This window comes from Streptomyces sp. RKAG337 (assembly GCF_023701715.1).
Lineage (GTDB): Bacteria > Actinomycetota > Actinomycetes > Streptomycetales > Streptomycetaceae > Actinacidiphila.
The window spans coordinates 70,065-91,190 of the sequence record NZ_JAJOZA010000002.1 but is presented as its reverse complement, the minus strand read 5'-3'; the positions used below and the strand labels follow the sequence as shown (position 1 = coordinate 91,190).

The window sequence follows — 21,126 nt, the reverse complement described above, 5'->3', positions numbered from 1 at the left end:
AACACCTCTCCCTGTTCATCCCCGTCGAGGAGCTGACGACGTGAAGCGCACGCTGCGCCGCAATATCGAGCGCGCCATCAACCAGTCGTGGAACCCGCGCCGCTACGACACCCGAGGTCGGGTCACCGTCGTTCTGTCCTTCCCCGAGGACGCCTTTCCCGATGCCCCGCACTGGAGCCCCGGCCCGGACTTCGAGGCCACCGCAGGCCAGTACGCCTGGCTCAGGGACAACGCGGACGGCACCTCCACCGCCGTCGTGGCCGGGGTCGGCCCCAAGGAACGCCCCGCAGCCGACGGCGGTCCGTGGACGGAACCGGAGGTATGGACGGCCACCGCCCCAAGCGACTGCACCTTCATGGACAGCGGCGCCCTCTGGGACAAACCCCACCGCATCACCTGGCTGCTCGACGAGCCGGACGCAGTCATCCACCGAGAGCCGTACGCCGGACACCCCTCGGCCGCCGTTCACGACTACTGGGACGCGTTCGACAAGCGCTGGGGCTTCACTCCGCGCCGGATGAACCGGGGCCAGTACCCGTACGCCGACCGGCGCCGCTGGGTCGCGCTCCACGCAGAACCGGGCTGGGACAACCTCCCCAACGAACAGGAGCTGTTGAAGGCCGCCGTCCTCCTGGCCCGCACGTTCGGCGCGAAGGCCAAGGCGTACGGCTACGACCCGCAGCTGCGCACCACCCGCGACCCGATCGGCACGGCGACCAGCGACCCCTCGCTGATGAGCGTGGTCCGCCGCCTGAACCTCGCCACTCGCCACTGACCACCCGCCAGCCGACCGGAGTCCACGCCATGCCTCATCCCAGCGATCCCATCCGGCCAGCGCCCGACCGGCCGCCGTTCACCGTGCGCGAGGCGCGCCGCGCGGACACCCCCGCGTTCATGGCGGTCATCGACCTCGCAAACCCGCACCATCCCGACCCCTTCGGCATGGCCCGTGCCGTCCTGGCCTCACCGGCCGAACTCCCGCTCTCCCACCACCGGGACCTGTGCCTCCTGGCCGAGGACGAAAACGGCAACGTCGTGGGAGCCCTGCTCGGCGGGCCGCCCCGGTGGCTCTTCGAACACGCGGGGATCGACACCCGAGCCCTGGCCGACCGCCTGCTCGCTCGGCTCGGCATGATCCATGCCGTCGCCGTCCACCCCGAGCACCGCCGGGCGGGCATCGGCCGGACCCTGATCCGCCACGCCGAAGAGCGGTTCACACGGGCGGGATACGGCCTGGTGACGCTCAACCACGACCCCAACCACGACGAGTTCTACCGGGGACTGGGCTACACCGTCGACGACCAACTCCTGGTGCATCTACCGGACCGCCGGCTGATCGGCGTGACTACCGACGACACCCGCATGTCCTCCAAGCCGCTGCGCACACCGGTCCGCCTCGCCGACGTCCCCGGCGCCCCCAGCCGGATCATCACCGGCCTGCTTCCCGGCGCGACCCTGCCGCCGCGGGCGAAGTTCGACCGCACCCGGCAACGGCTGCGCTACTGATCCCGCCGCCCCGGCCCCGCCGTCCGTCCAGGCGGGCGGCCGGGCCGGGGCGGCATCTGGCAACCACCGAGCCCTGTTTGAGGAGAGCGCCGTGCGCCACCTTCACATCGCCGAGCGCTGCCAACACAGCGACACGAAGCGCATCCTGTGCGACCACCGCATCCCCTGGGCGAAGTACCGAGTGCGACAGGTGCCATGCGACCCGGAGTTCTGCGAGAACGCTCGCCGAGAGCAGGCGCAGGGCCGATGACCGCAGCACACACCGCACCTCACCCAGCCGCTCCGTCCTCTGCGCGGCGCGCGCACTCGCCTCTGCCGACGAAGACGAACCGGTCCGGATGACCCGATCGGATGGGTGCAGCGCGGCGCCGCTGCGGCGCCACTGTCTCTGTGATCAGGCGATATGCCGTACGAGGCCCGGCGCCCGCGGAATGTGGGCTCTGCAGAATGAAGAACTCCAGCCATATGTTTTGCGTTAGTATTGCGTTGATTTCAAGGGAGGGTGACATGACGGACCCCGGCTCGGCCGGCGACTCGCTGGCCCAGGCGCTCAGCCTCGGCCCTGTGCCGCCCATCCCCGACCCGGCCGAGCGCACCCGGCTGCGGGAGGCGTGGGGCTGGAGTAAGCAGCAGCTCGCCGATGAGATCGGTGTGAAGCGGGAGACGGTTTGGGCGTGGGAGAAGCCGAACGCTCCGGCCCCCCGCGGCGCGAAGGGGCAGGCGTACGCCCGGCTCCTGGACGGCATGCGCCGTCAGCTCGCCGCCGTCGGGGCTGCCGTCCCCGAGCCGCAACCACTTCCCCAGGCGCAACCGTCCCAGGGGGCGCTGCCGGGCCGCGCGGCGCAGGGGGTTCGGGCCGAGCAGATGCCGGCAACACCTGCGACGGCCGCCGTCCCCGACACGCAGCCACTTCAGGAGGTTCTGCCGGACGACGTGGTGGAAATGGAGGTCCCCGAACCGGCCCCGGCCCCCAGCGCCCCCACCGGCTTGGTCCCCTACGACGATCCGGACTCGGTGCGGCACCTCCCCGACGGAAGTACGCGTAGCTGCGCGCGCTGCGGACGGCCGACCAGCATCCTGGTCGACGGCGAACCCCGACACCTCTACACCTCCGTGTCCGCCGCGGTCGCGCCACCGTGCTGGATCACCGCAGTGCCTGCCGCCCTGCCCGCTGCCGCCCCCGCTGCGCCTGCCCCCGCCATGACGGAGCCTGCCCCCGCCCCGCTGCCCCGCGCCGAGCCTCCCGCGAGCGAGCAGGCACCGGCCACCTTCCGCCGGGCCAGTCCGCGCCTGGCCGACGCGACGTTCTCCGACGGCCCGCTGGCGGTGCTGGAGGCCGCCGACGGGCACCTGGTCGCGCACCTGGTGGACGGGCGCGTCATGAGCTGCCCCGTCAAGTCCATCCCGGCGCTGGCCGCCTGGACCCTCGACAAGACCCAGCTCGGCAGCTCGAAACTCCACCACCACGGCTTCGACGGCGACCCGCTGATCGTGCTGACCGCCGGCGCGGCGGAGTACCTGGGCCTGCCCCCGGCCCTCGAAGACCGGTCGGGCCTGCGCCTGGACGCCAAGCACAAGATCGTCAAGCAGATCACCCAGGCCGGGTGGGAACTGCCCTACCGCGGCTTCGGCCCGTGGCCGCGCGTCTTCCAACGGGTGGAGCGCGGACGCCGGTCCGTCCAGCTCGCCGTCCTGCCCTGGGACGCACTGGAGAAGCGGGCGTGGGGCGACACCGTGCAGCAGCCCGCCCCCGAGATCGCCCGGCGGCTCGGCCTGTACGCCGAACGCGTCATCACCCCCCGCGGCACCACCGGCGTCAGCAGCCTGGAGCTGATGGCCTCGGTGCGCCCCAAGACCCGGGCGGAGAAGGACGAGGAGACCGGCACCTGGCACTCCGCACCCGTCGCCGGATCACTGCAGGCCCCGGTCGACCCCGCTCCACCGGAGGCACCGGACGAACACCCCCTCATCCACGAGCTGTTCCCCGGCGGCCGGCCCCATTCCGAGGTCCTCGACGAAGAGGCGTGCCAGTGGGTACGCCCCTTCGACCTGATCACCCCAGAGGAAGCAGCCTTCTCCGACGTGGTCGCCCTGGACCTGATCACCGCGTTCCTGGCTGCCGCCAACAACGTGCGCGTCGGCCTCGGCCCCGCCCAGTACGTCGAGAACCCGCGGTTCGACAAGGACCTGCCCGGCTCGTGGTGGGTGGACCTGTCCCACGTCGAGGTCGACCCCCGTCTGCCCAATCCGTTCACCCCCAGCGGACTGCGCCCGACCGGCCCGGCCTGGTACGCCACGCCCACGGTCGCCTACGCCGTCGAGCTCAAGGCGCACGTCCAGCCGCTCAAGGCATGGGTCCGCCCGGACACCGGCCTGTACCTGACCCCTTGGTACGAGCGGCTGCGGGATGCCTACCTGGCCACGATGTCCGACCTCGGGGTGCACATCCCCGCGAAGGACGAAGTCCTCGACGAGCGCGCCTTCCTCCAGGAAATGGCCCGGCACAAGCAGGGCGATCCCGGCGCCGTCGCCCTGCTCGCGGCGATCAAACTGACTGCGAAGTCGGGCATCGGCAAGCTCCGCGAGGGTCCGCAGGGCGACTCCTACATCGACGGCGAGCCCTGGTCGGCGCTCAAGCGGGTGCTGTGGCGCCCCGACATTCGCGCCGCTGTGCTCTCCCGGGCCCGGGTCAACATGCACCGCAAGATGATGAAGATGGCCAAGCTCACCGGCCTGTACCCGCTGGCGATCATGATCGACTGTGTCGTCTACGCCTCCCCCGGGCCCTCGCCGCTCGCGATCCTTCCGCACACGGCCGACGGGAAGCCGGCCAAGGGCACCTTCGCCCTCGGCGTGAGCCCCGGCTCGGTCAAGCACCAGGGATCCGAGTCCATGGCCTGGGCCCTGGAGCAGCTGGAGCAGGGCATCAACATCGCCAACTACATCGGCGGCGGCTCCGCCATCGACGACGGAGAGTGACGGGCACCATGGGCAAGATCGAAGACTCGCTCGACGCGGCGTTCACCAACGCCGTCTCCAAGCCGATGCCCAAGTCCATCGGTGCCAGGGTCCGGTTCCTGCTGTCGAAGGAGAAGACCGACAACCCCGCCGAGGCCGCCCGGCTTCTCGGCGAGAAACTCGGCTGCCACCAGCGGACCGTCGAGCGCTACCGCGACGACCAGGTGAAGAAGCCCAAGCCGGACACCGCGGGGAAGATCGAGGACCTGACCCGCAAGTTGTGGCAGCCCAAAGTGAGGGCTGACCGGGCGAAGAAGGCGGCCACCAGCGCCGGCATTCGGGTCTCCCTGCGGGCTCGGTTCGGCTTCACCGCCGCTCCGGGCACGACCAACGACGCGCGCCAGCGCCGCATCACCCGCACGCTGCCCCCCGAGTACGCCGAGGCGCTGTTCAACGCCCGGCAGGCCGGTGCGAGCGAGGACGACCTCGGGCAGATCCTCGCCGACGGGCTGGCCGAGGTGTACTTCACCGACGGCGGCACCCGCGCCGCCGGACTGGCCGTCACCCTCGATGACCTGGACTACCTGACCCTCCAGTACTGACCCTCGTGCCAGCCCTCTCCCGCAGAAAGGCATGCTCACCGTGACCGCCACCGTTGCCGCGCCGCACCGTATGCGCCTGCGTCCGCACCAGGCCCGCGCCGTGCACTGCGCGACGACGGCGCTGCGCCACGGCACGCGCACCACCGTCGTCTCCGCCTGTGGCACGGGCAAGACGGCCATCGCGGCCCGCGTTGCCCAGAAGGTCGTGCGCCGCGGCCACCAGCTCGTGCTGCTGCCCACGCTGGAACTCCTCGCGCAGACCATCGCCGAATGGCGGGAAGCTGGGCACACCGGCCCGGTCATGGCTATGTGCTATCGGCGTCCCGTCGTGCCCGGAGAGCGCGTCCCGGCCAGTACCCACCCCGGCTACCTGGCCGCCTGGATCCAGGACAACCCCAATGGCACGGTCTTCGCCCTCTACCAGTCCCTCAACAAGATCCACAAAGCCCACCGGGACTACAAACTCGGGCCCTGGGCGCTGATCAGTGTGGACGAAGCCCACCGCACCAGCGGCTACATCGGCAAGGAATGGGCGGCCGTCCACGACGACGAACTCATCCCGGCCGGCCGCCGCGCCTACTACACCGCCACCCCCGGATCTGGTCGGCTGGCGATGGCGAGGACCCCGCTCTCGTCGCGTCCATGGCGGACACCCAGCTCTACGGCGAGACCTCGTTTCGCCTCCCGTTGGCCGAAGCCATCGACATGGAGCTCCTGGCCGACTACCGCGTCGTCGTCATGGAAGTCCACGAGACCGAACTGCGCACCCGCCTGGGCCTGCCCGACAGGACCGCCGAAGCAGAACTGCGCGCCGCAGCCCTCCAGGTCGCCGTGCTGCGCGCCATGAAGCAGCTCGACCTTCGTCGGGTCGTCACGTTCCACCACCGGGTGGCCGACGCCCACGATTTCGCCGACACCTTCCAAGCCACCGCCCGGCACCTGGCCTCGCTCGTCGATCCCGGAACCGCCTTCCCGGACCCGGAGCAGCTGTGGGCCCGCGGAATCGACGGCACCCAGTCCAGCGATCTGCGCCGCTCCCTGCTGAACATGTTCGACGGCCGGCCCTACGACGGCAGCACGCCCGTGGAACGGACCGTGATCGCCAACGCGAGGCTCCTGGGCGAGGGGGTGAACATCCCCTCCATCGACTGCGTCGTGTTCGCCGACACCAAGGACAGCATCGTCGACACGGTGCAGGCCATCGGCCGGGCCCTGCGGCAGCAGCCCGGCGCCGGGAAGAAGGCGACCATCCTCGTCCCCCTGTTCATCGCCCCGCACCAGGACGCGGACGACCTCCTGGACTCACCCGTCTACAAGCCGCTGTGGAAGGTCCTCCAGGCACTGAAGGCCCACGACGACCGGCTCGCCGACCGCCTGGCCGTACCGCAGACCAACACCGAGCGCACCGAATACGACACCGAGGACGACCAGCCAGAACCCGCGGAAGAACGCCTGCTGATGGACCGGGCCTTCCCCGACGACAAACTCGCGCTGGCACTGCGCCTGCGGGTCCTGAACCCCCGCGACGCGTCCTGGCAGCGCGGCCTGGCCGCCGCCGAGCGGTACTTCGCGGCCCGCGGCCACCTCGACGTCCCCCAGCTCTTCGACGACGAGACCGGGTTCGCGCTCGGCCGATGGATCAACTACGCCCGACAGATGTACGCCACCCACCGCCTGAGCCCCAAGCGGATCAAGGAACTCAACCAGCTCGGCATGATCTGGGACCTTCGCAAGCAGGCCGCCGAACGAGGCTTGACGCACGCCCGGCTCCACGTGCAGGAACACGGCCACCTTGCCGTCCACGCCGAGGAGATGATCGGCGACTACGCCTTCGGCCGCTGGCTGGTCAACCGCCGGCGCACCGCCCGCGACCGAGCCGCAAAGGACTTGGAACCCGACACCATCACGCTGGAGCTCGCCGCGCTGGACGAGTGGTGGAACCCCTCCTGGCCGATCGGCTGGCAGCGGGAGTACGTCACCGCCCGCCGCTACAGCGAAGCGGGAATCACCCTGGACGACGTCCCCCGCGACTTCGTCACCGACGACACCGAGCCGCTCGGCGAATGGCTCTACCAGCAGAGCATCGCCTTCGACCAACTCCACCCCGACCAGGTCCAGCTCCTGACCCAGATCGGCGTCACCGCCGTCGACGTCGTCGAACCCGAGGCTGCGCCGACCGGCCGGCAGCTGCGCCAGCAGCAGCAACTCGACCACGGCCTGGCCGCCGTCGCGGTGTTCCGTGCCCAGCATGGCGACGTGCCCATCCGGCAGCGCGACACAGTCCTCGTCGACGGTGAGGAGGTCAAGGTCGGGCAGTTCATCAACAACTTGCGCAAGCGCCTCGACCGGCTCACTCCCGAACAGATGCAGCAGGTGACCACCGCAGGGCTGGCCCCGGCAGGCAAGTGAGCCGTCGGCGCCGTGCGTCAGCCGTCGGCTGGCCCGGGCGAGCGGAGCTGACGCAGGAGGTCCTCCTGTTCGGCGGTGGACAGGCCCAGGGTGGGATCGTAGGAACCCGGCGCGGGCACGTCGATGATGACCGGTTCGAAGTCCCCGAGGTTGAGACCGACGCCGGGAAACGGCTCGTGCAGAGAGTGCTGCGGATCCAGGTCGATGATCATCGGGCGTGAGCTGCGGGCAGCTGATGCGCGCGCTGCTTCCGCTACGGCAAGCGGGAGTTCGAACGTGCTCACAGTCTTCCCGCGTCCTCCCGGCAGGGCGTGCCACCGGCTCCGGATCTGCGGACCGTCGGCGTCGTCCCACAGCGGCGGGCTGCTCGCGGGCACGGAGGAGAGAGATGCATCGGGAGTCTGGGGGGCGCTCAGAAGACGGACGGCTTCATCGCGGCCGGCCTTGTCGAGGACGGCGGGCAGGAGTCCCTGAGCGGCGGCGGCCTCGACGCGATGCAGCGCCTGCTGGTAACTGCAGCCGGTGGCGCGGCGCAGAGCCTTGGCGATCTGCTGGCGGTTACTGGAGTTGGTCTTCTTGCTGCGCGGCTGTGTCATGACGGTCTCCCTGGACATCCCCGGGCTGTTGGCGTCCCACCACGACAAGCGCCAAGGGGTGTACGGGTCGTCGACACCGGACCTGCGCTCACCTCCGCGCGGCAGCACGGTTCACCCTCGGTCGGAGGTGGGTCCGCACCGCGGTACGCACGGCGAGATGCGCGAGCAGGAGTCTACCGTCCCGCTCGTTGCCGAGGGGCGAATCCGCTGCTGCCCGGCCGAAGCCGCTGCAGTTGGCGGTTCACCGGGATTCCTCCCGGGCGATGCGCGGTACCCCTTTGGGTGTCCGGAGAGGTGAACGCGGCCTCGTTCAGGCGCAGTCTCGGATCAGCGCGAGCACCGCGTCACCGTAGGCGCGGGCTCGCTTCCAGACGGCGTGGTAGTCCTCTTGAGCCTTTGTGAATTGCTCGTCCAGGCTGGGCTGTACGCGCATCCCACCGCCGCGGCCGAGCCACAGGTTGAGCTTCCGGCTGTGTTCGGGATTCAGCCCCGCAATCGCCGGCACCGATGTCCCTCCTCCCAGATCATCACCATCCGGCTCGTACGCCTCGTAGAAGGAGTCGCGCGTCCGATGGCCGAGCAGGCTGGCCTGGAGCAGCCGTGCCTGATGGGCAACGTCCTGGACCGCAGGGTTGTCGGCCGGGCCGATGCGCGCTTCGGGGCCCTCCGGGGGATCGCCCGCCAGATCCCGGCGTAGGAGCGGTTGACCGAGTCCCTCCACCACTGCGGCGTCCTCTCCCCAGGCAGCACACGCCCGCGGGGAAGTCGCCGAGGGGGCTGGCCGCCGGCCGCCCGGCGGCGCACGACGAGACCGGCGGCCCTCAGCAGTGCCGCATCGTGTGCCTTGCTCAGCGTGACGGCGCCGTACATCGCCGCTTGGCCATCGCGGAATGCACGGCTTCGCAGATGGACATCGAGCTCGCGCTGGTAAGCCTTCCCATCGGTTTCACGCAGTGCGTTCAGCCCGGCAGGACGAATCTGCGATAGATGTTCTCTCGTCTCCTCCAGCCGCCGCTCGGCGCGGGCAGCCCGTGCGACCCGGTCGGCAAGGACGTCGCTCGTATCGCGCCAGGTGACACTGGACATGTGAGCTGCTACTCCTTCGGAGACGAGTCGGTGGGCGACTCATTGTGCCGGGCGCCGCGCGGCCTGTGCCAGGCCGCTTCGCTGCTGCGCGTCAGCCCGTCGAGTGATCCAGGCGTCCGGGAGGCGATCGCCCATCGCAGCCCGTTGTCCTCATCGTCGCCGAACAGGTCCTCACGGACGGACTCAGCCGCCTCCGGGGTGGGGTGTGCACTGACATGCAGGCGTCCGTCTGGGCCGATGGCCACCAGGACGTGCAGGCGCACTGAGTCGGCCTCCCGGGCCAGGGCGTGGCGCATTTCCATGATCCCGCCGGGTCCGGCGCCCAAGCGGTCGACGACGGCGGCGTACGACTCGGCCACGCCCAGCTCCAGGTAGCGCTTGGCCACCGCGGTCTCGCCGACCTGAAGCCGGACGGCCAGTTCCGCCAGCCGGCCGCCGTCCGTCCACGCGGCCGTCAGGACAGCGTCGTCCTCCACGCTCCAGTAGCTGGTTCCGGACTCTGCGAGCCGGACACGCAGCACCCCTTCCCAGTCGTAGGAACCGGCGAGCCGTTCACGTAGCGATGCCTCGGCGTCCGCGCGACGCACGTTGTCCTCGGCGGGCAGCATCCGGGCCAACGCAGCCCGAATCGCGCCTGGTGTGCGTGCATGCGTCAACGCGATGTCCTCGACCACCAGGCCGTCACGCAGCTCGTCCACTATCTGCTGGTACTCGGCGGCACTCCACCGCTCACCGCTTCGCTCGCCCACTGCGTCCCCCCGGGTTGTCTCTGCGGGACCATGATGGCCGCCGCCACTGACAGTTGGTTGGTGAACGACCGTGGATACCGCTGCTGGGCGGCCCGGTCCAGCCGCTATTCGACCAGGCGCTCCACGATGCGGTGCCGGCTCAGGAACGACTCGAGTTGGCGCAGCACCAGGGCGTCGCCGAGGTCGGACAGGTGCACTCCGTCGCTCCACAGTCGGGAATCCACGCTTCCCGCAGGGCCGGCAGCCAGGAGGCGCGCTGCCCGCGTGAAGTCGTCCCACACATCCAGCACGAGCACCCCGGCGCAGGCGGCCTCACGGGCGGCGATGCGGTTGTACCGCATCAGCTCCCGGTTCATCGCGGCGACGGTCGGAGAGTCGGCCACCGGGCCGAAGGGCGTCTCGGACAGGCAGATGACCGTGGATGAGCAGCTGGTGAGATGGGTGAAGGCGGCCGTGTAGTTGCCCGTGAATTCTTCGATGTCGACGGCCTCGGAGGTCCGGTTCTGGAACGTCCTCCACACATCGTTCAGCCCGCAGCTGAGGACGGCGAGGTCGTAGTGGCGGTTCGCCGCCTGAGCGGCGATGCGAAGCACGTCCCGACTGGTCGCGCCGCCGGCTGCCTGGTTGTCGAACACGATGCTGACGTCGGGCCAGGCGGCCTGTAGGGCGAGCTGCAGCCGGTAGGGGTACCCGCGGTGGCGCCAGGACTCGACGATGACACCGGTGCCCACCGGCGGGAGGTTGGATTGGTCGGTCATCCGAGTGTTGACGGCTTCCCAGTGCTCCATGATCGAGGTGCCGAACCAGCCGACGGTCAGCGATCGTCGGCCGGACCCCTCGGACGCGGAACCGGTGGTGTCCATGGTGGCGTCTCCGTCGCTTCGTGCCTCGTCGAGGGGATAAGGCGAGCACCAGCTCGTCCAGCCCGTAGACCGGTGCCAAGGGCGGCCCGACCGCCACCAAGTGCACCACGCTGACGCGCCGTGGCACGGCCCGCTCGTACCGAAAAACGGGGCAACTCCCGGCACGGGCGGGCCGACGCGGGCCCGTGCGTCAGGCGGATGCGATGCGGTTCGCGTCCATCAGGGCGTTGATCAGGGCCACCGTCTCGGGAGCGGAGTCGCTCCCGCTCTCGACCGCGATGCGTGTCAACTGGTGGGCGGTGCGCTCCAGCCCTTGGCGGTCACCGGTCTCGCTGTAAATGGTGAACAGATCCCGGTAGAGCAGTTCGCTCTGCTGGTCGCAGACCAGGCCCCGGGACGCTGCTCCGAGGGCGGCACGGTAGTCACGCACGGCCAAGCGCCGGGTGGCGAGTTCATGGGCGACGTCCACGGTCGCGGAGATCATCTCCTGGATGTCGTACTCGGCCCAGCTGTACTTGGACTGGTCGATGTCGCTGAACGGCCGGCCGCGCACGAGGGCCAGCGCGCTGGCCAGGGCGATGTCGGAGTCGGTCCCGCTGCTGTGCATCCCCTCTTGGTAGAACCGTTGGAACTGCCGCCAGTCGCTGGTGACGTCCTTGTTGAAGGCGTACACGCCCTCGCTGATGACAGGCAGGTAGGCGCCCTGCGGGTCGTTGTCCGACAGGAGATGGTCCCGGCCGAGCCAGGCTCTCAGCTTGCTGACGTTGGTGTTCCGGGTGTCGGCGCGCACCCGCTGGCCGGGCCAGATGGCCTCGTCGAGTTCGTGCCTGGTCTTGCCCGGGTGCAGTGCGAGCCACGCGGCGATCTCGGTGAGACCGTTGCGCCTGTTGCTCTCGACCTTGCCGAGCGTGCCGATGACGTCGACCGGCCCCAGGACGCGGATCTGGGGGGCGGCGGGCGGGTCGGGCTGGGTGTTGAGGGCGGCCAGCACGCTGGAGGTCACCGCGGTGACTCGCGGCGCCGGACGGGTCCCCGTCGAGGGTTCCGGCCCCGAGGCCGATCCCGATGTCGGCTCGCTCATGGCCGAGGCGCCCAGCGCCGCGGGGGACAGTGCTGATGCCTCTTCGTCGACAACGGCTTCGTCGGCGAGCCCGTCGAGGTCCTCCGCTTCAACCACTCCGTCCTCCTCGGACTCGGGCTCGGATGCCAGGCGCTCCCGCTCGTGGAGGACTGCCTGGAGCGTCTTGTCGAACAGCTCCTGGGGAACCGGCTCCGCCTGCGGCGCCGTGTCCGGGGCCGTCTCTCCGTCGTCGGGGTGTTCCTCGTCGTCGTTGTAGGCGCTGTCGTCATCTGTCGCCGGGGTGCCGGTGACCGAGGGGGCCAGGGCGCTGAACGTCGGAAGGGACGTTGCGAGGGAGGATGCGGTGGTCCCGACGGAGACCTGCACGGCGGATGGTGCCGGGGCCGCCTCAACAGGCTGCTCATCGACGGGCACATCCCACTCGTCCTGGTGGCTGTCGTCGCCAGTTGCGTCCCCGGAGGGGTCCTGGGCCAGTGCGGAGTCTCCGGCCGGCGGAAGCGGGCTGGGCCCGTTGGGGGCGGGCGTGCCGTCGGGCGCATGTGTCCAGGCGGGCGCGGGTACGTCGTCCGTCCGAGCCGCGGTGGTCAGCAGCTGGACCAGCGGGAGGTAGGCGTCCTCGTCCAGGCGCTGCAAGGTGACCTTGAGGTCCAGGCCGGGCAGTTGCACAGGCGCGCCCGGTGCCACCGGCAGGGTCCAGGCGCCGGGTATCGCGAGCTCGTCCCCGGCCTGGGTGATGACGGCCACCGCGGTCCGCGGCCGGGAGGACAGCAGGTCGGCCAGGCTGTCGGCTTCATCGCCCGCCGGCGCGATGGGCGAGATCAGGATCTTGGGAACCCAGGTGTCGCCGCCGTCGTCGGCCAACCGGGCGTAGTCCAGGCTGTCGAAGTCACCGGCGTCCAGCGCTCCGCGTTGAAGCGCGTCGTGCGCCCGCAGTTCCGGCAGGGCCTGAGCCAGGTCGGCCTGGTGGCCGATGCGGACGGGGAAGACGTCGGCGAGTTCCTCGCCCAGGCCGGCCAGGATGACGGTGGTGTCGTCGGACAGGCCGGAGGAGGCGAGCTCGATGGCCATGCCGAGCATGACGGCGCGGATGTCGGCGGTGGTGCCGGCGAGGCGCAGCATGCCCACCGACTCGAGGTTCACCAGGACCGGTTCTTCGTCCTCGGTTTCACCGAGGCTGACCAGCGCCGGGTAGGGGGGAGTGACGTCGCGGGCTTCGTCGTCGTTCAGAAGCGTGACGCCGCGGGCGGGGCACCACCAGCGGTCCGGATGTTCTTCCATCTCGGTGAACGGGGCGATCTGCGGGGTCGGCGCGGACAGGTGGAGCTCCAGGCCGCGGGGGGTGACGCGGATGGCGTCCAGCTGGGGCAGGCCCTGGCCGGACTTGGCGCAGTTCGAGGCGAGCGTGCGCAGTGCGCGGTCGATCAGGTCGAGGCCGTCGGTGTCGGAGGCGGCCCGCAGTTGCTTTTCCAGGTCGGCTGTCACGGTGGCCGGCTTGGGCATCGGGATGCGGCGGCGCGCTCGCCGCCGGCGCTGCTGCAGGGCGCGCCGTCCCCCGAGAACGGCGAGGACCGCTGCGGCGAACAGGCTGGTCGCGGCGATCGCGGTCACGACGAGGGAGGAGTCGCTGGACTCGTCGGCCGCGGTGGCCTGCGCCGACGGCTGGTCCTGATGCGGCTGGTGCTGGGAGGGAGCGGAGCTCGGCGCTGCGGCCGGAGGGGTGGCGGCCGCGGACGCTTCGGGGGTCGCGGTCGCCTGCGGGGCCTTGGTGCCTCCGCCTGACTCTGGGGTCTTGCTCTTCTCGCCGCTCGCGCCGGAGCCCGTACTCGGTGTCTGCGCGGTCGCACCGGCATCCGGGCTGGACTGTCCGTCCTGGGTGCCCTGGCCGGTATGGCTGTTGGGCGGTCCAGATTCATCCGCCGAGCCGCTGTCGCCGGGACGTTCGTCGGACTGCGGCGGGGCGGACACATGCGGGAGGTCCAGCTCCCACCCGGGATAGATCTTGTTTGGATCGGTCAGGCTGCGCCCGTCCGCCTGTGCCTTGCCCTCATTCAGCTGGGCGATCTTCGGGTAGTCGGCGGCGTTGCCGAGTTCCTTCTCGGCGATGGAGGAGAGCGTCTCGCCGGGCCGGACCCGATGTTCTCGGTCGGTGGGGTTCCAGTCCTTGGGCATGGCCAGTTTCCAGCCCGGCTGGAGCGCGCTGCGGGTGGAGAACTTCGTCCCGTCGACCATGGTCTTGCCGTCGTTGGCGCTCGCGATCTCCCGCCAGCGGGAGGCGTCCCCGAGTTCCTTCAGCGCGATCTTCGACAGGCTGTCGCGGGCCTCGACGGTGTACGTCCCCGCGCGCTGCTCGGCGGTTTGCGTCGAGGTGGTGGCCGCGCTGGAGGCCTGGACGGTCGCTGAGGCGGTGACAGTCGTCGGCGCGTGGGTGATCGGTGCGGCCGAGGCAGGTGAAGCCAGGGCCGTCCCGGCGGGCAGCAGTACCAGAATGCTGCTGACCAGGACGCCGGCCATGCGCTGCTGCAGGCCGAGGGCCGGCAGGCGCAGGGTGGGCCGGCCCCGCAGCTGGGCGGGGATCTCCACCAGGGTGGACAGCGCGAAGGTGGCCCAGCTGATCCAGCCGATCGCCATGATCACGGCGAAGAACGGCGCGCCCAGGTCGTGGCTGGTCAGCAGTGAGGTGATCTCCCCGAGCGAGACGCCGTCGGGCAGCAGAACGCCGGTGAGGATCCACAGGAGCACGGGCAGGCCCGCGAGGAGGGCGAGGAGCGTCACCAAGCTGGCCAGGCCGCGGACGACATCGACCGCCCGGGGTCGCCGGGCGGTGTGGGGGCGAGTCGGTGTCATGGCGCGGTTCATCCCTCCGGAGCACCGATACCGTGCAGGAGCTCAGCGCTGGCGTGACCCTCGACGGGAAGCGAGGACTGGCCGATGACCTGCAAGAAAATCGTCTTGTGCTGAATGGTGACGTGGACGTTGATGGTCTTGCCGTCAGCGGCAACCGTGACCGTACCGCGGACCCCTGCTGCGTTGAGGTACTGGTAGGCGGCCCGCTGCGCTGCTGCGGGGTCGAGCACGACGCCGCTGCCGGAGATCGCCTTGCCCGGGTCGATGGCCTGGCCGCCGGCGCGTGCGGCTTCGGCGGCCAGGCCGTCCGCCCGCTCGACGTCCCGGAGTTTCCCGCCGAGGTCGAAGCACAGTCCGAGCATGACGAACAGCGGAATGATCATCAGCAGCCACCACATCGACAGCGAGCCGCGGTCGTCGCGCAGTGGTGCGAAGGACGGATTCGGGGTGGTCCTGGTCATCCTCATCGCTGCCTGTACCTGTCGATCACGGAGGTGAAGCTGGAGTTGACCGTCTTGGAGCCGAGCCCGAAACCGAGGTCGTTCAGGGGGACGGTGCAGCTGACGCGCACCGTGACCGCGCCGTACCCGCCAAGGGGCGCGCCGAAGCCGCTGGTGTCCACGCTGACGCTGGTGCGGGAGCACTTGAGCTTCTGGTCCTCCAGGGCGACCGCGGCAGCCGCGCGGGCATTGGACCGCGCTTCTCCGGGGGTACGCGCGATGGACGCCTCCCGCGCGGCGGCCTGGGCGGAGGAGTCCACGGCGCTTCCGGCCGTGACGATGCGCCCCGCGACGAATGCGATCATCAGAAAGAGGATCGCGGCGGGAACCCACATCACGAACTCGATCGCGACGCTGCCCCGGTCCTCCTCCGGGCGGGTAGCCCGGCGCCGTCGCCGCCAGCTCCTGGTCACGGGTTGGTCCACCTCTCTACAGGGCCGGTGGCGCGCTCGGTGATGGTGATGTTGAGACCGATCAACGACGGCGCCTTGGCGGTCACGGTGAACACGACCCGGTTCGCGTCCGAACCGGACGCGCTCGCCCGGGGATTACGCAGGGTGCCGCCGACGCGGTCGAAGACCGAGTTGGCCCGGGCGAGACCGTCGCCGGTGTTGTCGCCGTAGCCGCGGGCGCCGGCGACCGCCTCGCGGGCGGCCGTGGTGGCCGCCTGCTTGGCGAAGTAAATGTTGCAGGTGTCGACGACCATGAGGATCAGCAGCAGGGCGGCGGGAAAGCAGATCAGCATCTGCAAGGATGCGTCGCCGTCGTCCTCCCGCCACCTCTGCTGGATACGACGGGCGAGTGCCCGAAGGACCATTGCCTACAGGCCCTTCATGTCGTCGAGCTTGGACTGGCCCAGGGTCTTGAAGGCGGCTATCGCGAGGCCGGCGAAGACCACGATCCCGACGATCCACATGATCGTCGAGATGTTGTTGTCGCCCCGGTCGCCCTCGTCCTTCGCGTCGGTGAACCGCTGCTCAACGGCGGCCAGGACGTGCGCGATCGCGGTGTATGCCGTGACCGCCATGCGCAGAGCGGGAGAAGTGTTCATCGTGATGTGCTCCTTGTGAGTGCGGTTCAGACCAGGAAAATGCGGACTACGGAAGGGAAGCCAAAGAAGACCAGCAAGACCATCGACAGCAGCGTCACCGGAACAATCAAGGACTCCGATGCTGCGTTCGCACGGGCTTGTTCGGCAGCGGCCTGCTCATCAGCCAGGCTCTCCGCGCGGCTGCGCAGGGTGCTGTAGATCGCTGCTCCGTCGGTGCCGGCGCTCGAGACGATGTCGGCGATGTCGCCGGCCGCAGGTACGTCGAGCTCGTCCGCAATGGAGCGCAGTGCGTCCCATGCGGGCGCGCGGTCCAGGCGGGCCCGTACCAGGGCTGCCTGGATGCGGCGGAAGGCCCACCCGTTGCCGACCTCGGCGGGACGCTCCAGAGTGTCCTGGGCGCCGGAACTGGAGATCCGCTCCATCGCGGCGAGCTCCATGTACGCCATGATCGCCTGCGCTGCCTCCGCGCGTGCCCGCACAGCCCTCTTGGACAGCTGGGCGTCGGGGAGGAACCACAGAGCCACACCCACCAGCAGGCCGACCAGTCCGGTCAGGACGAACGGCAGCTCGATACCCGCCAGCGCCACGACCAGGGAAAAGAACGACGGCAGCAGCAGGCCGACCACGAAGTACAGGGCCTTGCTGCCGAAGAACTCCCCGACACTGTCGCCGACCAGGTTGAGGTTTTTGACCGGCACAGTGACGCCGGGCCAGTCCCGGACGCGCTCCGCGACGCTGTCACCGACCCGCTCGATCAGCGGCCGCTGATCGTCACGGCGGCGCACCGGGGCGTGAGGCTTGCCGTGCAGGCGCTCCAGGGCGGGGCCGAGTGCCGGCCCCGAGGGAAGCAGTTCGCGCACGAGGAAGAAGATGCCCAGGCCGATGCCGGCTCCGGCCAGCAGGGCCACGGTGAGTTGATTCATCGCGCTACCTCCGCGAGCACCGCGTCGGCGTCCGAGCCGGCGGCGCGCTCGTCGTACTCCATGAAGCCGGGCAGGGGCTTGTCCATGCCGAGCCGGTTCATCCACCAGAACAGGGCAACGACGGCCGCCATCAAGATGACCAGGACGAGCATCCCCAGCGGCGTGCCGTACGGCTCGATGTAGGCCCGGTTGAAGGAGAATCCGACGATCACGACCAGCGTGATCGCGCTGATCCAGCGGGTGGTGGTGCGGTGCTTGGCCCGGTCGGCCTCCACATCGCGGCGGCGGCGGACCACGTTCGCGGTGCGCGCTCCGAGGTCGGACAGCACGTCGGCCAGACCCGGACCGCGGTCCTTCATGCGCAGTAGCAGCGCTGCGGCCACGAGGTCGGCGCGCGGGTCGCCGATGGCCCGGGCGAACGCGGTCAGCGCGTCGGCCGCAGGGATCCGCGACTGCAGGCGCACCGCGAGGTCGGCCACCTCACGCTCGATCTGCCGGGGTGCGGTGCGCACCGACACCGCGATCGCCTCCTCGATGCCGGTTCCCGTGCGCACCAGGTCCGACAGACGCTTGGTCCACTGGGCAAGCGCGTCCAGGCGCTCGATCTGCTCGTTGGCGGCCTTGTTGGGGTTGAGCAGCCAGGGCAGGAAGAACACCGCCGCGGCAACCAGCACCGCGGAGGGCAGCCAGCCGCTGACCAGCCAGGTCAGCATCCCGGCGACGGCCGCGCCGCTGATCTGCAGCTGCCGCATCCTCTTGGTCTTCGGCGGCAGCTCGCGCTTGACCTTGACCGGGCGGTCGGACTCCTCGGTGCCGCGGATGCCCAGGACGAGCAGTACGATCCCGCCCATCAGGAACAGCGCGGCGAATCCGGCGATCAACAGACCCATCAGGCCACCGCCGCCCTCTTCATCTCCAGCGGATCAGTCCAACTGCCGTCCTGCTGGCGCAGCCAGGCAGGATCGAATCCGGCACGCACCAGGTCACCCAGGCACGCCGGGTTCACCCCGGTCGGCACCGCGCGAGGGTCGGGCGAGTCCAGCCGGGGCGCGTAGATCTTGTTGGTGGAGGGCAGGCCCGTTTCACTGGCTTCTCCCGTGACCTCCAGGATCTGCTCGACGAAGCGGACCTTCTTACCGCCCAGCCGGGTCTCGTCGATCATCTTGACGTGGACGACGAAGTCCAGCGCCGCACCGGCGATCAGGTACGCCAGCTCCTGCGTCATCCCGTCACCGTGCTGGATGCACAGCTGCGCGATGCGCGCGAAGACCCCTTCGGCCTTGCGGGAGTGGATGGTGCACAGCGAGCCGCCCTCACCGGCGGACATCGCCTGGAGCATGGGGACGATCTCGCGCGAGCGGACCTCCCCGACGATCATGCGGCGCAGCATCATGCGCAGCGAGGGAGCGATCATGTCGGCGATCTCGATCTCGCCGATCTCACGGCCGTCGACGCGCTCTCCGTTGCCCTCACGGGACTCCATCGGCACGACCTGCTTGAGGTGACCGACCTCGTGCAGGAACAGCTCGTACTCGGTCTCCAGCGTGCCCACCCGCTCCTGCGGGTCGATCTCGCGGGCCAGCGCGATGATCATCGTGGTCTTGCCGACACCCTGGGTGCCGGAGATCATGATGTTCTTCTCCGCCGCCATGGCGGCCTTCAGGAAGTGCATCATCCCGGCGTCGATGGTGCCGTAGCGGACCAGGTCCTCCAGGGTCACCGAGCGGATCCGCTGCTTTCGGATCGTCACGTACGGGCGCGGGGTGACCTCGGTCATCGCCTGCAGACGTGAGGTGTCCGACAGGCGCAGGGCCAGCGTCGGCGATGCCTTGGACAGGCTGCGTTCGCCGGCCCCGTGGCGCCGGGCGAGCATCTGGAGGAACTCGACCAGTTCCTCATCGCTCTCCGCGATGGGGTCGACCTGGCGGCGGGGGCTGTCGGTGTAGTCGATCCACACGTCGTCGCACCCATTGATCAGGATGTTCTCGACGGTCGGGTCATCCAGGTACGGCTGGAGGCGGCCGTGCGCGAACTGGGCGTTGAACACCGCCTGGGCAAGGCTCGTCTCGTCCGACTCGGCCGGGGAGACCTGTCGGGCCGCAGCGAAATCCGCCGCCCAACGGGCCACCAGCTCGTTGATGATCTCCCAGCCGCGCTGCTCGGAGTCGTCCGCGGGCATGTCCCGCTTGGTGCTCTCCTTGTACGCCTGGAACTCCGGCGCCATCTGCCGGCTGAGTTCCTCGCGCAGGCTGGCGACCGTCTCCCAGTCCCACAGGGACCGGCGGTCGACGACACGGCCGTTCACCGCGGCCGCCGGGGCGGGAGACACGGTCGAAGTCGTGGCGGGGTACCCCTGGCCGGGGATCTGCTGAGGCAGAGGTGAGAACTGGCCGTTGGGGAACAAGGGCCTACCGCGCTGCTCCATTGACGGCTCCCTTCATTCGGTCGAGAACGGTCTGCGGGCGCAGCACGGGGGCGTGGAGTCGCTGCTGCTCCTGGACGGCCAGGGACCGCAGCCGCTCGGACATGGCGCGCGCGTCCCTCAGCAGTGGCGAGCGGCCGAACGAACGGCCGCCGTCACCGCCATGGGAGAGCACCTGGGCAGCCTTCGGGTCGTGGGGGAGCGTGGCGAAGACCGGCAACTGCAGCTGCTCGGCGATATCCCGCTGACGGAAGGGCCCGTCCTCGATCACGACCAGGCCGAGCCGGCCGCTGTCGCGGCCATGGACCTCGAGCGCGGCGCGCAGCGCATCGACCCGGGGCTTGGCGGCGCTGGCGGACCGCAGGGTGCAGCGGACCACGACCGCGACGATGTCCGCCGAGCGAGCCAGGGCACTGGCCGTTCCGGTGGCTCCCGAGCGGCCGAGATCCACGATCACGTCGTGTCCGGGCTCCTGGTTCTGCAACTGCTCGAAGAGCACCCCGAGCCGTTGCCAGGTCTGGCTCAGCCCAGCCGCCTGGGCGGGGTTGCTCAGTCCGGGCAGCAGCAGCCGGTCGGCGATGGCGTCGTTCTCGGACAGGACGATCAGCTGCTGCCAGAATTCCTGGTCGAGCTGGTGCCGCCGGTGCGCGACCTCGAGGTTGTGCAGGCCGTAGTCGCCCAGTACCCGCGACTCGAGGTAACCGGCGGCGATCGAGCCGCCGTCGGGGTCGCACTCGGCCAGGATCGCGCGCCGGCCTTCGGGCAGCGGCCAGGTGAGCAGGGCCGCGAGCGCGGTCGCCGTCACTCCGGGCCCGCCGCTGGCGCCGGCGAAGGCGATGACAGCCATGTCAGTTCCCCGTCGGCACGACGACGAGGGACGCCTCGCCGTTCGCGGACCACTTGGCGAGGGTGCTGCCGTCCAGGGCGTTGACAGCCAGGTCGACAACCCGGTCGCCGCTGTTGTCCGGCTTGCCGACCTCGATCACCACGGCCTGCACCGGGGTGTCCTTGCCGCTGCTGGCGCTGCCGTCACTCGACCCGTTGTTCTTCGGCGTGTGGACGACGTTGACCGTCTGGCCGGGGCTCAGGACGCTGGAGGGGATCTGCGCGGGGGCCAGCGAGACGCCCACCAGCTGCTGCCCCTGCTTGATCAGGGGCTGGTCGGTGACCGACTGCGTCGTGAGCAGACTTCCCTTGGTGAGCCCTACGGTCGTGCGCTTGCCGATCATCTTCTTCAGCTGGCTGGCGGGGACGGGAGCCAGCACGGGATCGGTGGCGATGCGGGCCTCGACCAGGTCGTCGGAGGTCAACTGGGCGCCCATCGGCACGTCGTGGGCCACGGCGACCACCGGCTGACGGTCGCCGGTGGCCAGGTATAGCCACGCGTTCGCGCCGACGCCCACGGCGATCAGCGCGACGGCCATGGCGATGAAGCCGGGCCGGCGGCGGCGTACGACGGGCTGCCGGACGATCGACTTGGGAGTGGGATTGTGCTGGTCGGTGGTTTCGGGGGCGGGCCCCGTTGTGGTGCTCATC

Annotated in this window: 20 protein-coding genes; 6 read left to right on the top strand and 14 right to left on the bottom strand. The window is 70.2% G+C overall.

Annotation, left to right across the window (positions count from 1 at the left end; all coding sequences use genetic code 11):
* Positions 1-40: 40 nt before the first annotated feature.
* From LNW73_RS35110 to LNW73_RS35085, 6 genes are all read left to right on the top strand, one after another.
* A complete protein-coding gene (locus LNW73_RS35110; RefSeq protein ID WP_250993240.1) occupies positions 41-775 on the top strand; it encodes a hypothetical protein in 735 nt (244 codons plus the stop codon).
* A 29-nt stretch (positions 776-804) separates the two neighbouring features.
* Positions 805-1,506 carry a GNAT family N-acetyltransferase gene (locus LNW73_RS35105; protein ID WP_250993239.1) on the top strand — a complete coding sequence of 234 codons (702 nt, stop codon included), beginning with the start codon at positions 805-807 and terminating at the stop codon, positions 1,504-1,506.
* Positions 1,507-2,013: 507 nt separating this feature from the next.
* On the top strand, positions 2,014-4,485 hold the full coding sequence (gene tap, locus LNW73_RS35100; RefSeq protein ID WP_250993238.1) for a telomere-associated protein Tap: 2,472 nt from the start codon (positions 2,014-2,016) through the stop codon (positions 4,483-4,485).
* 8 nt (positions 4,486-4,493) lie between these two features.
* Positions 4,494-5,066 (top strand): telomere-protecting terminal protein Tpg, encoded by a 573-nt coding sequence (tpg, locus tag LNW73_RS35095; RefSeq protein ID WP_250993237.1) that lies wholly within the window; start codon positions 4,494-4,496, stop codon positions 5,064-5,066.
* 40 nt (positions 5,067-5,106) lie between these two features.
* Positions 5,107-5,913: a DEAD/DEAH box helicase family protein gene (locus LNW73_RS36550; protein ID WP_250993236.1), complete on the top strand. Its 807-nt coding sequence runs from the start codon at positions 5,107-5,109 to the stop codon at positions 5,911-5,913.
* Positions 5,805-7,475, top strand: a complete 1,671-nt coding sequence (locus LNW73_RS35085; protein ID WP_308407824.1) for a helicase associated domain-containing protein — start codon at positions 5,805-5,807, stop codon at positions 7,473-7,475. The genes LNW73_RS36550 and LNW73_RS35085 overlap by 109 nt, the downstream gene beginning before the upstream one ends.
* Positions 7,476-7,492: 17 nt before the next feature.
* Here the strand turns inward: LNW73_RS35085 and LNW73_RS35080 are convergent, their stop codons facing one another.
* The 14 genes from LNW73_RS35080 to LNW73_RS35015 all read right to left on the bottom strand — a co-directional run bounded on the left by LNW73_RS35080 (position 7,493) and on the right by LNW73_RS35015 (position 21,125).
* Positions 7,493-8,071, bottom strand: a complete 579-nt coding sequence (locus LNW73_RS35080) for a hypothetical protein (RefSeq protein WP_250993235.1) — start codon at positions 8,069-8,071, stop codon at positions 7,493-7,495.
* Between the two features lie 310 nt (positions 8,072-8,381).
* Positions 8,382-8,795 (bottom strand): hypothetical protein, encoded by a 414-nt coding sequence (locus LNW73_RS35075; protein ID WP_250993234.1) that lies wholly within the window; start codon positions 8,793-8,795, stop codon positions 8,382-8,384.
* A gap of 370 nt (positions 8,796-9,165) precedes the next feature.
* Complete coding sequence (locus LNW73_RS35070) at positions 9,166-9,855, bottom strand: hypothetical protein (RefSeq protein WP_250993233.1); 690 nt, start codon at positions 9,853-9,855, stop codon at positions 9,166-9,168.
* A 155-nt stretch (positions 9,856-10,010) separates the two neighbouring features.
* Complete coding sequence (locus tag LNW73_RS35065) at positions 10,011-10,769, bottom strand: SGNH/GDSL hydrolase family protein (RefSeq protein WP_250993232.1); 759 nt, start codon at positions 10,767-10,769, stop codon at positions 10,011-10,013.
* Positions 10,770-10,959: 190 nt separating this feature from the next.
* Positions 10,960-14,694 carry a LysM peptidoglycan-binding domain-containing protein gene (locus tag LNW73_RS35060; RefSeq protein WP_250993231.1) on the bottom strand — a complete coding sequence of 1,245 codons (3,735 nt, stop codon included), beginning with the start codon at positions 14,692-14,694 and terminating at the stop codon, positions 10,960-10,962.
* An 8-nt stretch (positions 14,695-14,702) separates the two neighbouring features.
* Positions 14,703-15,155: a TadE/TadG family type IV pilus assembly protein gene (locus LNW73_RS35055; RefSeq protein ID WP_308407818.1), complete on the bottom strand. Its 453-nt coding sequence runs from the start codon at positions 15,153-15,155 to the stop codon at positions 14,703-14,705.
* Between the two features lie 2 nt (positions 15,156-15,157).
* Entirely contained in the window at positions 15,158-15,607 is a 450-nt protein-coding gene (locus LNW73_RS35050; RefSeq protein ID WP_250993229.1) for a TadE family protein, read from the bottom strand.
* Positions 15,604-16,011 carry a TadE/TadG family type IV pilus assembly protein gene (locus LNW73_RS35045; RefSeq protein WP_250993228.1) on the bottom strand — a complete coding sequence of 136 codons (408 nt, stop codon included), beginning with the start codon at positions 16,009-16,011 and terminating at the stop codon, positions 15,604-15,606. Before LNW73_RS35045 ends, LNW73_RS35050 begins: the two co-directional genes overlap by 4 nt.
* A 3-nt stretch (positions 16,012-16,014) precedes the next feature.
* Positions 16,015-16,245, bottom strand: a complete 231-nt coding sequence (locus LNW73_RS35040) for a hypothetical protein (RefSeq protein ID WP_250993227.1) — start codon at positions 16,243-16,245, stop codon at positions 16,015-16,017.
* Between the two features lie 26 nt (positions 16,246-16,271).
* Positions 16,272-17,168 (bottom strand): type II secretion system F family protein, encoded by an 897-nt coding sequence (locus tag LNW73_RS35035; RefSeq protein ID WP_250993226.1) that lies wholly within the window; start codon positions 17,166-17,168, stop codon positions 16,272-16,274.
* Positions 17,165-18,058, bottom strand: coding sequence for a type II secretion system F family protein (locus LNW73_RS35030; RefSeq protein ID WP_250993225.1), 894 nt, complete (start codon positions 18,056-18,058; stop codon positions 17,165-17,167). Before LNW73_RS35030 ends, LNW73_RS35035 begins: the two co-directional genes overlap by 4 nt.
* Positions 18,058-19,497 carry a CpaF family protein gene (locus tag LNW73_RS35025; protein WP_250993224.1) on the bottom strand — a complete coding sequence of 480 codons (1,440 nt, stop codon included), beginning with the start codon at positions 19,495-19,497 and terminating at the stop codon, positions 18,058-18,060. The genes LNW73_RS35030 and LNW73_RS35025 overlap by 1 nt, the downstream gene beginning before the upstream one ends.
* Before the next feature lie 79 nt (positions 19,498-19,576).
* Positions 19,577-20,437 (bottom strand): hypothetical protein, encoded by an 861-nt coding sequence (locus tag LNW73_RS35020; protein ID WP_250993223.1) that lies wholly within the window; start codon positions 20,435-20,437, stop codon positions 19,577-19,579.
* 1 nt (position 20,438) lies between these two features.
* Positions 20,439-21,125 (bottom strand): SAF domain-containing protein, encoded by a 687-nt coding sequence (locus LNW73_RS35015; RefSeq protein WP_250993222.1) that lies wholly within the window; start codon positions 21,123-21,125, stop codon positions 20,439-20,441.
* Position 21,126 lies beyond the last annotated feature (1 nt).